The 15928-nt window shown below is 55.8% G+C and carries 13 protein-coding genes; 11 read left to right on the top strand and 2 right to left on the bottom strand.

Annotation, left to right across the window (positions count from 1 at the left end):
* Positions 1 to 673: 673 nt before the first annotated feature.
* Together GOW48_RS19210 and GOW48_RS19215 are read left to right on the top strand one after the other, a co-directional pair.
* On the top strand, positions 674 to 868 hold the full coding sequence (locus tag GOW48_RS19210) for a hypothetical protein (protein WP_170755723.1): 195 nt from the start codon (positions 674 to 676) through the stop codon (positions 866 to 868).
* 602 nt (positions 869 to 1470) lie between these two features.
* Complete coding sequence (locus GOW48_RS19215) at positions 1471 to 3384, top strand: adenylate/guanylate cyclase domain-containing protein (protein WP_170755724.1); 1914 nt, start codon at positions 1471 to 1473, stop codon at positions 3382 to 3384.
* A 50-nt stretch (positions 3385 to 3434) separates the two neighbouring features.
* Here the strand turns inward: GOW48_RS19215 and GOW48_RS19220 are convergent, their stop codons facing one another.
* Positions 3435 to 5069, bottom strand: a complete 1635-nt coding sequence (locus tag GOW48_RS19220) for a winged helix-turn-helix domain-containing tetratricopeptide repeat protein (RefSeq protein ID WP_170755725.1) — start codon at positions 5067 to 5069, stop codon at positions 3435 to 3437.
* A gap of 166 nt (positions 5070 to 5235) precedes the next feature.
* Here GOW48_RS19220 and GOW48_RS19225 point away from each other — a divergent pair, with 166 nt between their 5' ends.
* Positions 5236 to 5652, top strand: a complete 417-nt coding sequence (locus GOW48_RS19225; protein ID WP_170755726.1) for a hypothetical protein — start codon at positions 5236 to 5238, stop codon at positions 5650 to 5652.
* 201 nt (positions 5653 to 5853) lie between these two features.
* Here GOW48_RS19225 and GOW48_RS19230 read toward each other — a convergent pair whose 3' ends face one another.
* Positions 5854 to 6903, bottom strand: a complete 1050-nt coding sequence (locus GOW48_RS19230) for a LacI family DNA-binding transcriptional regulator (RefSeq protein ID WP_170755727.1) — start codon at positions 6901 to 6903, stop codon at positions 5854 to 5856.
* A gap of 100 nt (positions 6904 to 7003) precedes the next feature.
* On the opposite strand from GOW48_RS19230, the gene GOW48_RS19235 reads away from it, so the two are divergent.
* From GOW48_RS19235 to GOW48_RS19270, 8 genes are all read left to right on the top strand, one after another.
* Positions 7004 to 8536 (top strand): sugar ABC transporter ATP-binding protein, encoded by a 1533-nt coding sequence (locus tag GOW48_RS19235; protein WP_331251835.1) that lies wholly within the window; start codon positions 7004 to 7006, stop codon positions 8534 to 8536.
* A gap of 11 nt (positions 8537 to 8547) precedes the next feature.
* Positions 8548 to 9567, top strand: coding sequence for an ABC transporter permease (locus GOW48_RS19240; RefSeq protein ID WP_170356573.1), 1020 nt, complete (start codon positions 8548 to 8550; stop codon positions 9565 to 9567).
* Between the two features lie 20 nt (positions 9568 to 9587).
* Complete coding sequence (locus tag GOW48_RS19245) at positions 9588 to 10634, top strand: substrate-binding domain-containing protein (RefSeq protein ID WP_170755728.1); 1047 nt, start codon at positions 9588 to 9590, stop codon at positions 10632 to 10634.
* Between the two features lie 118 nt (positions 10635 to 10752).
* Entirely contained in the window at positions 10753 to 11514 is a 762-nt protein-coding gene (locus tag GOW48_RS19250; RefSeq protein WP_234899526.1) for an ATP-binding cassette domain-containing protein, read from the top strand.
* Positions 11515 to 11525: 11 nt separating this feature from the next.
* On the top strand, positions 11526 to 12653 hold the full coding sequence (locus GOW48_RS19255; protein WP_170755730.1) for an ABC transporter permease: 1128 nt from the start codon (positions 11526 to 11528) through the stop codon (positions 12651 to 12653).
* Between the two features lie 82 nt (positions 12654 to 12735).
* The gene (locus GOW48_RS19260) at positions 12736 to 13881 is read left to right on the top strand and encodes a substrate-binding domain-containing protein (protein WP_331251836.1); all 1146 of its coding nucleotides are present in this window, start codon (positions 12736 to 12738) and stop codon (positions 13879 to 13881) included.
* Between the two features lie 76 nt (positions 13882 to 13957).
* Positions 13958 to 14920 carry a YncE family protein gene (locus tag GOW48_RS19265; protein ID WP_170755731.1) on the top strand — a complete coding sequence of 321 codons (963 nt, stop codon included), beginning with the start codon at positions 13958 to 13960 and terminating at the stop codon, positions 14918 to 14920.
* Positions 14917 to 15921, top strand: coding sequence for a 4-hydroxythreonine-4-phosphate dehydrogenase PdxA (locus GOW48_RS19270; protein WP_170755732.1), 1005 nt, complete (start codon positions 14917 to 14919; stop codon positions 15919 to 15921). Before GOW48_RS19265 ends, GOW48_RS19270 begins: the two co-directional genes overlap by 4 nt.
* Positions 15922 to 15928 lie beyond the last annotated feature (7 nt).

The raw sequence follows: 15928 nt of genomic DNA on the forward strand, positions 1-15928 counted from the left end.
GATTGCAGTCGTGGCAGAGTTCGATGAGGTGTTCCAAAGACCGGGCAGACGAAAGAGGTATAAAGTGGTCCACCTCACATTGACCATACCGATACCATGACATGCCGTCCGAGAACTGGACCTCAAGGTGTTGTTTTAAGGTTTCCAGAGATCAACCGACCACTTCGGATGGGCAGGCCGCCGCTTTAGTGCTTGGCCAGACCGGTGCTGCACAGACCGAAACATACGACATGATGGATAGGCTGCTCGTCTTTTCCGATCTCGCTCCGCCGCTTTCTTTGCATTGCATTACACGCACTAGCGGTTGCTGACGTACCACTCAGTCATGTGCCCAAACTTAGACGGACGCCCTGTCCAGAAACGCGAAAGGCCGCGCAGGGCGGCCTCTCTACGAGTTTGGAACGTCTGTTCCGAAGTTATGTCAAACGGCACTAGGCTACTGCCGCCACCTGACGACCCTCCATCCGGGCAAGCAACTCAATCTGTCTCTGTCCTTTCGCATTAACTGATCCACTGTTGACCTGACCCGTCAGTAGCCAGTTCAGCAGTAGGTTCCACCATCCACAGTCTGATCTATAAGGCTGTGCAGGGACCGAATAGTTAATTCAGTTTCTACCTCGGTCCGGATAGTGCAGCAGCGGATGCGGACTTGATTGTGCTCGATGAGTGCTCAATGGTTGATGTAAACTTAGCGCGTGACCTGATGTCTTTCGGAACTCCCATCCTCGCACTTGGTGATCTTGAGCAGCTGCCGGCGGTGGACGGCGAGAGTTACTTCACCAACGCCAAGCCTGGCGCCATGCTGCCCGAAATCCGCAGTCATGCCAAGGACAGCCCGGTCCTACGGCTGGCGACAGACACTCGTTAAGGGAAACCGTTGAAATACGGTGCTTATTGCAACAGCCGTGTGGTACCGGACTGGAGTCTTGAGATCGATGGGATATTGGATGTGGACCAGGAACGAAAAAATTCTCAGCAGTTTAAATATGGCTATGCGTTGACAGTTCATAAAGCCCAAGGCAGCCAGTGAGGCCACGTGATTATAGAGGACGAAAGTCACATCTTCGACAAATATGCGAGGAATTGGCTCTATACCGCTGTTATACGGGCTTCTGAATGCGTGACCTTGGTTACACGCCTCTAGAAACACTTCCACATTGAAGGCAACATTTGGCAGGCACTTTCTGCCCAATGAAGAAGTTCCCTAACGCTATATCCATGCGAGCATTGAACCTCAAAATCTCGTTGGCGCCAGAACGCATCCCTGTCGCATCCAAAGGCTGTTTCCGGGACTTCGCTTATACCACAGAGGCGGAAGGCTGACTTTCGTTGCGGGCGCAAATAGTGGGAGCCGTCGAGGTGAAGCTGACATTTAGTCTATGCCGTGACAACCAAATTAGTTGGATTACCTGAAGGGCGTGCATTGTCGAGATTTCGTGACATCCGTTAGAATGCGATCAGGAGGGTCCTATGCAGCGCCGACTCGCCGCGATCATGGCTGCCGATGTCGTTGGGTATTCGTCGTTGATGGGAAGCGACGAGGCAGGGGTATTGTCCGCCCTCAAAACTCTGCGTTCAGAGATTTTTGATCCCGCAATTACAAAAAGCCACGGGCGCCTCGTCAAGTTAATGGGGGATGGTGCTCTTGTGGAATTCACTTCGGTGGTCGATGCCGTAGCTTGTGGCGTCGAGATACAGCGGGCAATGACTGAGGCTGCTCCGACACTTGCCAACGGGTCGCGGTTGCAGCTTCGGATCGGGATAAACCTCGGTGATGTCATGATCGCTGATGGGGACCTCTATGGTGACGGGGTGAATGTTGCCTCCCGCATTGAAAGTCTGGCTGACCCAGGCGGTGTCGCAGTTTCTGAGAGTGTCGCACAGCAGGCAGCGGGCAAGGTAGATGCCGGATTTGAGGATCTGGGTCTGAAAAACCTGAAAAACATCGCCAAACCGGTTCGGGTTTTCCGTGTCATAACCGACAGTGCGCCCATACCCAAATGGCGATCAAACAAACTTCCATTGATGGCCGGTGCATCGGTTTTAGTAGGTCTGGGCGTTATGAGCTTGTTAACGTGGTGGATCGGCTTTGATCACGAGCCGCTTGATGCCATGACCTTTGATGAAGCTGCTTTGTTGACAGAGCCTACAGGTCCGACCGTTGCGGTTCTGCCGTTTCAAAACCTCAGCAATACGGACGCCCGCGATTTATTGGCTATTGGCATTGGCGAAGACATCATTGTTGAGCTGGGGAGCTACCAGGACCTCAACGTACTGTCCCGCCAATCCACCCATTCCGTCGGACCGGACGAAAGTGATCTGCGCAGTATCCGACAGAAGTTCGGCGCGGACTATGTGCTGGAAGGTTCTGTACGGCAGGTTGCAGATCGTCTGCGCGTAACAGCGCGACTGATAGACACAAGCTCGGGGCTTCAGGTCTGGTCCGGGGCGTATGACGAAAGTCTCACGGCTTCAAATATTCTGGACGTTCAACTGAGCATTACAGAAAAAGTAGCCTCGGCTGTGGGTGACGCGGGCGGGGCGATCAAGCGCATTCACGCAGGTCATGCGCGTGCGAAACCTCCGGAATATCTCTCGTCTTATGAATGCTCCCTGCTGCGCGTTGGTTTTCTGAACCGACGAGATATGCAAGAGCGCGTCCGCGGCTGTATCCTGCGGGTTGTCGAAGACGAACCTGAGTATTGGCGCGGGTGGGCGCAATTGGCCGAGGCACTGCTGACAGATGTGAAGCTGTTTACCGGGCTGTATCCAGGAACACAGGATGAGAAAATCCAACGCGCGGAAGAGGCAGCGCGGAACGCGGTGTCGCTCAACCCGTATTCTGCGCGCGCTCATTTTCTTCTGGCGCTTGTGTTACAGATACAGCGCGATCTTGACGGGTTCTTTTCGTCCGCCGAAACAGCGCTGGCATTGGGGACAGATCGGTATCTTCAAGGGCAGATCGGCTATGAATTCATTTGGTCCGGGCGTCTGGAATTGGGCGCCGCTCTTGTTGAGAATGCAATTGCGCTTGATCCAAATGCAGCAGACCCGAACTGGTATCAGGCGCTGGCCGAGTATCATTTCCTGAACGGAGATTATGAAACAGCGCTGAGCACCTATCGCAAGGGAGCTCAGCCGGATATTTGGTGGTCGGTGTCCATCGAGGTTGCGATTCTGGCTGAACTGGGTCCGCGCGACGCCGCCATTTCCGCGCGGGACAGGCTAAACAAAATTCGTCCGGGTATAAAAATTGCTGACATTGTCTGGATGTATCGGCGCTTTGCGCGCCCCGACGAACACATCCAGCCTTTCGTGGAAGCCTACAGAGCTGTTGACATGCCCGAAGGTCAGTTTGCCCCGCTTCAGGATAGTGCAGGCTAACCGATAGGGCGCGGTAAGGCATAGGGTAGCGCCAAGTCTGGCCCCGATTCTTATTCGGGCACGCCCGCCTTTTGCAAACTAGCCAACCAGATCCGTCGGTTTTCGGGGTGGTTTTTTGATCCAGCGAATTGCCTGCGCATCGCTGAGATGGACAGTTTGGGGTTGATCTCAAGCGCATCGTTAACGGCCTCTTGGGCATCGTCTTGTTTGCCCATCTCGGCAAGAGTTGCCGCGCTTAACAGGTGATGAAACAGTCGCCAAGTATTGCTTGTTGCCACCGCGCCCAACTGCCGGGCTGCGTCCAGCGCTTCTTCGTAGCGTCCCAGATGAAACAAGATGTGACCCTGGTAGAAGTACATGTTTTGCAACATCGGATCGCGCGGGCTTAACCGGATCGCCATCTCTATCTCGGGCAGGGCGCGGTCCTGCATGCGGAACCAATCATAGGTATGCGCCAATTCCAGCCGTATACGCGCATCATTGGGGTTGAGCGCGACAGCGCGTTCGAGATTTGCGATGGCTGGATCGGCCTCTCCTGTAAAGCGGTAGATATAGCCAAGAGCCGCATGTGCCTGTGCGTCCTGATCGTCCAGTTCAATTGCTCTCTTGGCCGCCTCAGTAGCGGCAATCAACGTGTCCTGAGGAGTATCTGACCACTGAAAGAAGAATATCGTTCCCAGCGCGCGGGCCAACAGGCTGTGTGCTGCCGCGAATTCCGGATCCGCTGCGATGGAAGACTGTGCAAACGTCACTGCGTCGTGCTGAGCCTCCTGCGAAAACACTGCCTGCCGCGCCCGACCGCGCAAATACAGATCCCATGCACCCATGTCTTCGGTCGGTTTTTCCTGCGACCGTGCTTCGCCGGACTGATATATCTCAGGCAACAACTGGCCCACGATGGCCCGGCTGATCTCGTCTTGAACCTCAAAGACATCCGTTACCTGACGATCAAAAACCTCGGCCCAGATGGTTTGGGCACTGTCGACATCAATAAGTTCTCCGCTGACGCGCATCTGACCATCGGCGCGGCGGACGCTGCCGCGGACCACATAGCCAACCCCGAGGTCGCGCGCGATTTCGATCGGGGTTGCGTGATCCTTCGCGTAAGAGAACATCGTTGCGCGGGACACAACGAACAACTCCCGGTTGCGCGACAAATGCGCGATCAGGTCGTCGGTGAGACCATCGACGAAATACTGACCCGTTCTTTCGTCCCCGATATTGTCAAACTGCACAATGGCCAAAGAGGGTTTTCCGGTGTCCGGCAATCGCTGCCGGTCGGCAAATATGGAGAGCGACAGCATAGCGACTGCCAAAGCGAACAGCACACCCGCAACAAAAACGCCACGTTTGGGCGCCTGGGCAATACGCTCAGGCGGGTCGTCCGATGCAACCGGAGCCACAAATTGGAACCCGCGCTTTGGAAAGGTCTTGATGTAGTCTGAGCTTGCCGCAGAATCGCCCAAGGCTTTGCGCACGGACCGAATGCGCGTGTTCAGCGCCGCGTCCGTGATCGCTGCGCCAGCCCAAATCTCGTCAATAATCTCTTGCTTGCTAACAATCCTGTCTCGGTTCCTGACGAGAAATTCCAGCAATTGAAGGGCCTGAGGTTCCAGAGCAACCGGTTCGCCACCGCGTTTCAATCCCTGTGTCGGATCAAGTTGGAACTCTAAAAAACGGTACATACTGAAACCTACACTCCGCCATGTCTTTGGCTCAACGAAGTTTGCGGATTGTCAGATGAATGTCAGAAAAAATCAGCATCCGATCAAGCCCGGCGTGTTCGCCGGGCGTAGCATTTTCGGGGGTTAGCGCTCCGTAACGTTATCTGAAGCAAAAAGGAGACACGATATGGCACAACTAAAAACACTTTGCATGGCTGCCGCCTTCGCTCTGGCGGGAAGCATGGCATTCGCTGAAACGGATCTTGATGCGGCATTGAACAACGGTGCCGAGCGCCTCAATGCCGATCAGATCGCAGAGCTACTGATCGGAAATACTGTGACAGCCACGTCGGGAGAGAAGCGATTTCGCTTTTTCTATGACCCGAACAATGTCGTGAGCGGAGAGCTTGTGAACGGTGGATGGAGCGGTGCCGGCGCATTTGCCATCACCGATACAGACAAGGTTTGCGTTTCCATGGCCGCCGACAAGGGGCGTTATCGCTGCATGACAGTGCTGCGTGTCGGGGACTCAGTCCGGAAGTTCAGCGCCGATGGAAAGAGTACTTTCGAGCTGCACAGCTTTGAACCGTCTACTGGTCTCTGAGTTTCGGTTTCGAACTGGTTCTAACTCTGGACCTGCCATTTTTCTGGTTAAGGAGAAATAGCAGGCGCGAACCCAGTTGCCCTGTTCTCCATATGCGGTGAATGGTCGATTTTTTGGGCTGCCTCGCAGCATCATTGGCCATGCCTAACGGCAGCAAAGGGCCGGGGTTACTGGCATGCGTTCCTCGTATCGTTGCAGTGTTTACTCAGTCGGCCGCGACTTCCTTACTGTACTCCCGGGAATTAGTCGAAACCCGACATCAGTCGTGGACTTGGTTGGTTCGCCGTTGATTTGGGCCAGAACCATTTCCGCTGCAATCTGGCCAATTTTCAGATGGGGCACCGCAATTGACGTCAGCCGATAAGGTTGTATCGCTGAAATCGGTAAATCGCCCCATCCGGCGATGCCGATGTCATCCGGAACGCTTAATCCGATTTTCTGGGCGTAATGCAGTCCACCAATCGCCATGTTGTCGTTCTGATAGAAAATGACCTTGATATCGCGGTGGGACGCAAGCAGCTGCTCGGTGCCGTAAAATCCGGTATAAAAGCCTGGCGTGTCCTTCAGCAGCAATTGTTTTTCGAGACGTCCGTTTGCATCTTCGATGGCTTTGGAGAAGCCGTTTAGACGTGCGGTTGCCGCGTTTGCCACGTCATGAGAGGTGCCGACATAGCCGAATTTCTGGTAGTTCATCCCGGCCAAATAGCGACCCATACTATAACCGCTGTCGAAATGGTTAAGTCCGACGCACATATCCAAAGGGCTGGAATTGAAGTCCCAGATTTCTACCAACGGGATACCCGCGCCGCGTAGCATTTGGATCGCCTTCTGACTATGCGAGCGGCCCGTGATAATCAGCCCGGCAGGTTGCCAGGACAGCACGGTCTCGATCCATTTTTCCTCGTGATCGATTTCATGCTCGGTGAGGCCCAGTACAGTCTGGTGTCCGAACGCGCCGAGTTTACGGTCGATGCCCTCCAGAACCTGCGCGAAGATTTCATTGCCCAGTTCAGGGATGCTGACCCCGACAAAAGTGGACTTCTTGTCGCCCGCAAAAACCGTCGCTAGCCGATTCGGTAGGTAGCCCAACCTGTCCACCTCGGCCATAACCTTCGCGCGTGTTTTTTCCGAAAACCCACCCTCGTCGCGCAAGACTCGGCTGGCCGTCATCTTGGACACACCCGCAGCTTTCGCTACCTCGGCAAGGCTTACTTTATTGTTTTTATTTGATTTATCAGTGTCGCTGCTCATTTACGTTACGGGTAACTCTTTTTTATTGACAATGGGCGGGTCTGTGCGAATGCTAGCGTAACGTTACGGGTAACTCAATACGATGTTGAGGAGCATCAGGGTGACCCAAGTCCAGGAGGAGACAGCCGTGCCCGGCACTGCACAAAACAATCTGTTCTTTGACGGGATAAAGAAGCATTTCGGAGGCACCTATGCGCTGCGTGACGTGTCACTGAATGTCGAACGCGGAGAGATTGTTGCCCTACTGGGAGAAAACGGAGCCGGGAAATCGACCCTCATCAAAATCCTTGGCGGAATTCACAAAGCGGATGAAGGGCGGGTTCTGATCAACGGTGAACCCTACGAACATCGTCCAGGTGGGTTCGGCGAGCGTCAGTCCGTGGCGTTTATCCATCAGGATCTCGGCATGATCGAATGGATGACCGTGGCCGAGAACATTGCGCTTGCTCTGGGCTATTCGCGAAAGGGCGGTTTGATCAATTGGAAATCCGTGGAGAGCTTTGCACAGGACGCGCTGGACAAGGTGGGATGTGAATTCGATCCGACCACGCGGGTTCAGGACTTGTCGCGGACCGAGAAGTCTCTCGTCGCGATTGCCCGCGCTTTGGCCGTGGATTGTGACTATCTGGTGCTGGATGAACCAACCGCATCCCTACCTGCGGACGAGGTCGAACGACTGTTCGAAGCCTTGCGCCCACTGAAGGAACAAGGTGTCGGTATGATCTATGTATCGCACCGGCTGGATGAGATTTTTCAGATTGCTGATCGGGTTGCCGTGCTACGAGACGGAGAGATGGTCGGACTGCGCAGCATTGACCACACTACACCCGAAGAGTTGGTTTATATGATCGTCGGCCGCAAGACTCGGCAGGTGATGAAACCAGACATGCCGCCGGGTGCAACGTTGCTTGAGGTGTCTGGCCTGAACATGGAAGCAGCGCACAACGTCAGTTTCCAGTTGCAGACAAATGAAATCGTCGGGCTGGTTGGGCTGCGCGGGGCGGGTCATGAGAATGTCTCGCGCGCGCTGTTTGGGTCGGAAGGGTTTAGCGGCCAGATAACCCTGCATGGTGAAACGCCTGACCTGAGCACGCCGCAAACGGCGATGGCATCAGGGATCGGGCTGGTTGCGCGGGACAGAACTGAAGAGTCCGTCGCCATGTCACTGACCATCCGAGAGAACACGTTCCTGAACCCTGCCGCGATCGGGCGGTCGCTGTTGTCGTTCATGAGCCACAAAGCTGAAACAGAGAGCGCCACCCGGATCGGTGCGGACGTCGCCTTGTCTCCCAATGATCAAAGCATGGCGATTGAAAGCTTGTCGGGCGGAAACCAGCAAAAGGTGGTCATCGGACGCTGGCTGGAAACCAAACGCAAGCTGTTGATCTGCGAAGACCCGACCGCGGGGGTTGATGTTGGTGCGAAAGCAGAAATTTACGCGCTGTTGAACCGTGCAATGGAAGAAGGCGTCGGCATCATCGTCGTTTCCACCGATTTCGAGGAAGTTGCAGCCATTTGCCATCGCGCCATTGTCTTCAGTCAGGGTCAGATCGTGCGCGAATTGACCGGAACCGAACTGACCACTGAAAACCTGATACAAGCTGCTTCGGCCTCGAACGCCGTCGCGAGTTAAGGAATACGAGAATGCAATCGCTTGAATCCAATGCGCTGGAACCAACCAAGGCTGAGCTGAAAGATGTTTCGTTAAAGACGAGGATCCTCAGGTTCTTACCGGTCTATGGCCTAGTTTTGCTGACAGGTTTTCTGATCATCCTTTTCTCGATCCTTCTGCCCAACACCTTCCCAACGCTTCTGAACCTGCGGGCGATTATCTCGGACAAAGCGATTATCGCGCTTCTGTCGCTGGGGGCGATGATTCCGATGGCGGCGGGTCGTATCGATCTAACCGTGGGATACGGGATCGTGCTGTGGCATATCCTTGCTATCTCGTTGCAAACCACGTTTGGAATTCCATGGCCGATTGCTGTGGCAATCGTCCTATCGCTGGGTTTGCTAACCGGGTTCCTGAACGGACTGCTGGTCGAGGTAGCCAAGATCGACAGCTTCATTGCGACCTTGGGCACGGGCACGGTTCTTTACGCTCTGGCGCTGTGGCATACCGGCGGGCGTCAGATGGTCGGCGCATTGCCGGATAGTTTCTACGCGATCAACGGCACCTTTGTGTTCGGCCTGCCGATCACCGGGTTTTATGTCCTGGGTATTACGGTCGCGATGTGGCTGATCCTGGAATACACGCCGATTGGCCGGTACCTATACGCGATTGGGGCCAATCAACGCGCCGCTCAACTGAACGGTATTCCGACCCGGAAATTCGTCATCGGCGCTTTCATGTCTTCGGGGCTGATCACGGCTTTTGCCGGGGTGTTGCTGGCGTCGAAATTGCGGATCGGGCAAGCCTCGGTCGGTCTTGAATTCCTGTTACCTGCTTTGGTTGGGGCCTTTCTTGGGTCCACGACCATCAAGCCGGGACGCGTGAATGTTTGGGGAACAGTCGTGGGTGTCGCGATCCTGGCTGTTGGCATCTCGGGCATTCAGCAATTCGGAGGATCCTTCTGGGTCGAGCCGATGTTCAACGGTGTCACGCTGCTGATTGCAATCGGTATTGCCGGTTACGCTCAGCGTCGCAAAGGCGCCAACAAGTAAACAGCATAAGGGAGGAGATTATGCTGAAACGGACTTTCATGGCAGTATCCGCTGCTGCGCTTCTGACGGGTTTAGGACTTCCGGTGACCGCCGAGACGGCGTTCGACGGCCCCACCAGCGGACCCAAAGCCGCCGAGGGCAAATCCATTGTCGTCGTCGCGGGCGATCTGAAAAACGGCGGTATTCTGGGCGTAACCAATGGCGTCGAGGAAGCTGTCGGAACCATTGGCTGGGACGTGCGCGTTCTGGACGGTGCGGGTTCTATTCAGGGCCGGACCGGGGCCATTGGCCAGGCACTGGCTTTGCAACCTGACGGGATTATCATCAACGGCTTCGATGCCATTGAACAGCAGGCCGCGCTGGAAGGCGTGGTGAACGCAGGCATTCCTATGGTGGCCTGGCATTCCGGCCCCAAGATCGGGTGTGACGCACCCGGAGGAATTTTCGCCAATGTCTCGACCGATGCCATGACCGTCTCTGAGGTGGCCGCGGAATGGGCGATGGATGACGGCGCCGATGGCGTTGGTGCCATCATCTTCACCGATTCAACCTATCAGATCGCCATCGACAAAGCGGACCGGATCAAGGAAACCATCGAAGCTGCCGGCGGTACGGTGCTTGAATATGTCGACACGCCCATCGCCGATACCTCGGCGCGGATGGGGCCGCTGACTACCAGTCTGTTGCAGAAATATGGTGATCAGTGGACCCATGCGCTTGCGATCAATGATCTATACTTCGACTTCATGGGGCCTGCATTGGCTGCGGCCGGTATCTCGTCCGAAGATGGGCCGAAGGCTGGGTCTGCTGGTGATGGATCAGAGGCCGCTTTCCAACGTATCCGCAGCGGCAACTACCAGACAATTACAGTGGCCGAGCCGCTGAACCTGCAGGGCTGGCAATTGGTCGATGAACTGAACCGCGCCATTCAGGGCAAGCCATGCTCGGGCTATGTCACGTCGCCTGCATTGGTGACCGAGGAAGGCTTGGCAAAACTGGGCGACAGCAATCAGTTCGATCCCGACAGCCCCTACCGCGAAGCTTACGCAAAGATTTGGGGCAAGTAAGCGAACAGGCGGCCCCTGCCTGAATCGGTAGGGGCCTCGTTCAAAAAATGACACAGCGCACAGCCAACTCAGCGGTCTTTTGACCGCCATGGCGGAGCTTTGCGCAGAGGAGGAAACCATGAGCGACCAGCCATTGGTTCAAATGCTCGGAATAACCAAACGTTTTGGCGGCGTAACGGCGCTGCAGGAAGTGGATCTGACTGCATATGCGGGCGAAGTGCTCGCCATTGTTGGAGATAACGGGGCAGGTAAGTCCACCCTGATCAAGATTTTGACGGGAGTGTATCAGCCCACCGAAGGTCACATTCTGATGGATGGAAAACCGTTGGAGATGGCCAGCCACTCTGACGCAATCGCGAATGGCATTGATGCGGTTTATCAGACTTTGGCGTTGGCTGATCATCTGTCGCCAGCGGCGAACATGTTTCTTGGCAATGAGTTGACCAAGAACGTTTTCGGCATTCCGTTTCTGGACAACAAACGCATGAAGACCGAGGCCGCGCGGGTTTTGGAAGAACGCCTTGGTGTCCGGTTACGGTCAATGGATGTCATGACAGAAAGCCTTTCGGGCGGTCAGCGTCAGGCGGTTGCTATTTCGCGTGCGGTCTATCACGAAGACCTTCGCTTGCTGGTGATGGATGAACCCACCGCAGCTTTGGGTCCGCAGGAAACCGCGCGGACGCTGAAACTGATCAAGGCGCTGCGCGAACAGGGTCTGGCCGTAATACTGATTTCACACTCGCTTGACGACGTCTTTGAGGTCGCCGATCGCGTTCATGTGCAACGCCGAGGGCGCGCCGTTGGCGTTGTCAAAACTGCGGATAGTTCCGTTCAAGACGTACTGGGCCTGATCGTCGGCGCCCAGGATGCGGCAGCGTGAAGGAGAACGACATGTCCGCAACCACCACAAATCCCGAACAAAAGACCATCATGGACCGGCTAGAGCCCTATCTGGCGTTCATTGGTCCAATGGTGATGATCCTGGCGATCCTCATCTTTATGGGCATTGCTGAACCGGCGCGATATTTCCGTCTGACCAACCTGAACCTGATCCTGCTGGACGCGGCGCTCTATATGCCGATGGCCATGGCGATGACTTTCGTTATCACCCAGCGTGGGATCGACTTGTCTATTGGCTCTATCGCGGCGCTGTCCGCGATCCTGATGGCGTTTTTGGTCAAACAATACGGGTTTCCCGCCTGGGTCGCCGTTCCTTTGGCAATTGTTCTTGGGGCGCTGATGGGTCTGATCAATGGTCTGGTCATCACCCGGTTCAAAGTTCCCGACCTGATCGGCACGCTGGCGATGGACCTGGTCTATCGCGGTTTGGCGCTGGTCATCGCCAAAGGTCTGGTTCTGGCCCGTTTCCCGGACCTGATCACAGATATTGGACGAGGTCAGATCCCGGGCTTCATTCCAGTCCCGGTGGTTCTAGGGCTGATTACGATGGCCATCGGCTACGTGGTCCTGACCCGCACTTATTTCGGGCGCTACACCATTGCCATCGGTTCGAACCCCGAGGCCAGCGAGATGACCGGTGTCGCCGTCGATCGCCACAAGATCTACGCCTATGTACTGATGGGCGCTGCAGCGGCCATGGCTGGCGTCATGCTGACCGGCAAGCTGAATGCCATTCAGGCAACCTCCGCCCCATATTTCAACCTGCACGTCATCGCGGCGGTTGTTGTCGGTGGTACGTCCCTGTTCGGCGGGCGCGCCTCGATTATCGGATCATTGGCCGGGGTGCTGCTGCTGTCGATGATGATCAACGCACTGGTGACTCTGCGGATCGAGTTCTTCTGGCAATCCGTTGCCTCAGGCGTGGTGATCGTCTGCTCTGTCGCGCTTTACACCTGGATGCAGAAGAAAGACCGCGATGGGGCGCACGGCCTGCTGGCCGGGTTGCGCAGCAAAGAAGCCCAAAAGCTTATCCGTTTCTCAGCCGCATTGATCGGCGCCTTGATCCTGTTGCTGGCCCTTGGGGCGGGGCTGGCAACTGAGCCTACGCCAAGTGGCTAAGGCAGCAATAGTGGTGTGCCGGGAGGTAGGAGCCCCGGCACACCTGCAAGACCCCACTTATTCGCGAAAGGGAGGACTTACCGTGAAACAATTGAACAAAGCACTACTGGCGACAAGCGCGTTTTGCATGTGTGCCGCCGTGGCCGGAGCGGAAACCAATCTACCACTCAGGGAATTGCCTGGTATCGAAGACCGCGACTACTGGGTTCCTAGCGAAGTGAACGCAGATGGCAAGCTGGAAGCACTACAGGCCACTACTGGAGCGGCTGCGGTGCCTTATGCCGGAGCTCAGGATGGACCATTGCAGATCGCGCTGATCTATCCATCGGCAGATACATCGGATTTCTGGGCGCGTAACTATCTTGCAATGACCAAACGGTTGGATGAGTTGGGGATCGAATACGAGACAACCGAATTCGCCAGCCGTCAAATCGAGCACAGCTTGCAATCGACCTATGCCAATCAGGTGGTTCAGGACGAGGATCTTTATGACTTCGTGATCTTTGGTCCCTCTGAACTGGCCATTCAAGCCGACAATATCGACAAAATGGCAGGCACCGACGGGTTTGCAACCTTCGTTTGGGCGTTCCATACGCCGCCAAAAGAGTTGAAAAATCAACCTGATGCCTGGTTCGATTTCAGCTCGGCTGCAGGCGCTTTGACCATGTGCGACTATATGCTAGAGCGCCTCGGCTCAGACGTTACCATGGCGATGAACCGAGGTATCCCCGGTATCACCGACGACCAGAGATCTGGTGATTTCAAAGCCTGCGTGGAAGATAAGGGAAACTGGACCACCGTCTATGAGCACTACGGTGAGTACCAACGCGAAGGTGGTTTTGAAGGCACCAGCCTGATCCTGCAGGCCTATCCAGAAGCCACCATCATCCACAACGCCAACACCGCCATGGCGATGGGATCCGTTGAAGCGCAGCTTGCGGTTGGAAAAGAAAAAGAGGTCTTCTCGACCGGTTGGGGCGGCACAGGATTGGAATTGGACGCCATCCGACGCGGTGAACTTGATGCGACGCCAATGCGCATGGGTGACGACGTGGGTGCTGCAACAGCCGAGGCGATTAAAGCTCATTTGGAAGACCGCCAGGATGAACTGCCCTTTGTCTTCCTTGGCCGGATCACGGTTGCCCATGACCAGATGAGCACGGACGAACTGAACGCGCTCGAGCAGGAAGCGTTCCGCTTTTCTGGCGTAGGTGCGTTGGAACGCTAAGGAAACCGTCTGTGGCCGGCATGCGAGTGGCCGGCCACAGACACCTCAAATAACACTACTGAAAAAGGGGGTTCGCATGGCGCAATCCATGATGTTGATTGAAAAATGCAGCCATTGCGTAAGTTGGTATGACATAGAAACCGGCGCGCGGCAGGGGCGGTTGGATCTGCCGCATTTTCCTCATGAATTCGTCGTCGATGATGACTTCCATTACGCGTATGTCGGTCACTATGGCGTGCAGAACTCGGGTATTGATGGCACCGACGGCCGATCCGTGATCGTGATCGATATCCGTAAACAGAAGGTCGTGCATACTTATGATTTGGGCGAACACGCCCGGCCTCACGGGATTGGGTTGGATCAGCAGGGGCGGCTTTATGTGCTGTCCGAATGGACGGGACACTTGCTGGTTAAGGAAAACCCCCGTGCTTTTGATCAAGGCTGGGATCACATCACCCCCACCGGAGGTACAAAGTGCCATCTGTTCGCGCTGACCAAAGACGGGCACACGGCCTATTCTATGAACCTGACATCAGGCGACGTGACAGTCTTCAACCCTTATGAACCTTCGGTTGAGCCGATCTCAATTCGAACCGGGCAGAAGCCAGAAGGGCGTTGTCTAAGGGAAGACGTCCGCACACTTTATACCTCGCAACGTATTTCGAATACGGTGGCCGTGATCAATACCGACACGCTTGAGATTGAGCGCACCTTTCCAACTCCGGATGATCCTTGCCGCATCTATTATGACGACAAGCGCAACCGGCTGGTCACGATGAACCATTTTGGCGGCTCATTCTCGGTCTTTGATGAGGCGACGGGTGAGATGCTGCACGAACAGAAAACCCCGGCCAATCCGCTTGCGCTTTGCATCGATGATGAGGCTGCATTCGCCTACATCGCCATCGATTGTGAGCAGGTACAGCGGTTCAATCTGGATACATTCGAAATGGTGCAAACCTTTGAAACGGGCAAGGAACCTGATGTGATGGTCATCCTGCCCGATGGATTTTCAAAATATTGGGAGACCGCGGTATGACCAAACCCCGCATCGCTATCGTTCCCGGAGATCCCGCCGGGATAGGGCCCGAGTTAATCGCCAAGCTCTTGAACCAAGACGGTGTTCGCGAGGCCGCAGATATCGTGTTGGTGGGTGACACCCACCTGTGGCAGCGTGGCGCGGAACAGGCCGAATTGGAGGTGCCGCTGAACACGGTGGACGAGGTGGCGGATCAGACCGGCCTGATTCACATGAACCTCGACACTATTGCGCCCGAAGACGTGCAGATCGCCGAGGTCACGGTCGAAGGGGGCATCACGTCCTTGCGCTGTCTGGACAAGGCGATGGATCTGGCGATGGCCGGGCAAGTGGATGGCATTCTCTTTGGGCCGTTCAACAAGGCCGCGATGACCGCCGCCGGGCTGAATGCCGAGGATGAGCACCGCTATATGGCCCGCTACATGGGGCATACCGGCTATCATTCGGAACTGAATGTTCTGGAAGAGCTGATGACCACCCGCGTGACCTCTCATATCGGGCTCAAGGATGTTGCGGCCAATATCACCGAAGAGGGTATTTTAAAGGCGGTCAATCTGGCCAATGACACGCTGCGCAAGGCGGGCAAAGCGCGCCCGAACATCGCGGTCGCGGCCTTGAACCCGCATGCGGGCGACAATGGAAAGTTCGGTCGAGAGGAGATCGACATTCTGGAACCCGCCGTACGCAAGGCACAGGAAAAACAGATGAATGTGACCGGCCCGTGGCCCTCGGACACTGTGTTCCTCAAGGCGCAGCGGGGTGAGGTCGATGCGGTCGTCACCATGTACCACGACCAGGGCCAGATCGCGATCAAGCTGATGGGGTTTGAGCGCGGCGTGACCGTGGCGGGTGGCTTGCCCATTCCGGTGGCCACCCCCGCCCATGGCACCGCCTTTGATATCGCCGGACAGAACAAGGCCAATCCGGGCGCAACGCGGCAGGCATTCGACCTGCTGGTGCGCATGGCCAAAACACATCGCGCCGAACGCAGCGCGGACTGAGAGGACA

The organism is Ruegeria lacuscaerulensis, from assembly GCF_013033355.1.
Lineage (GTDB): Bacteria > Pseudomonadota > Alphaproteobacteria > Rhodobacterales > Rhodobacteraceae > Ruegeria > Ruegeria lacuscaerulensis_A.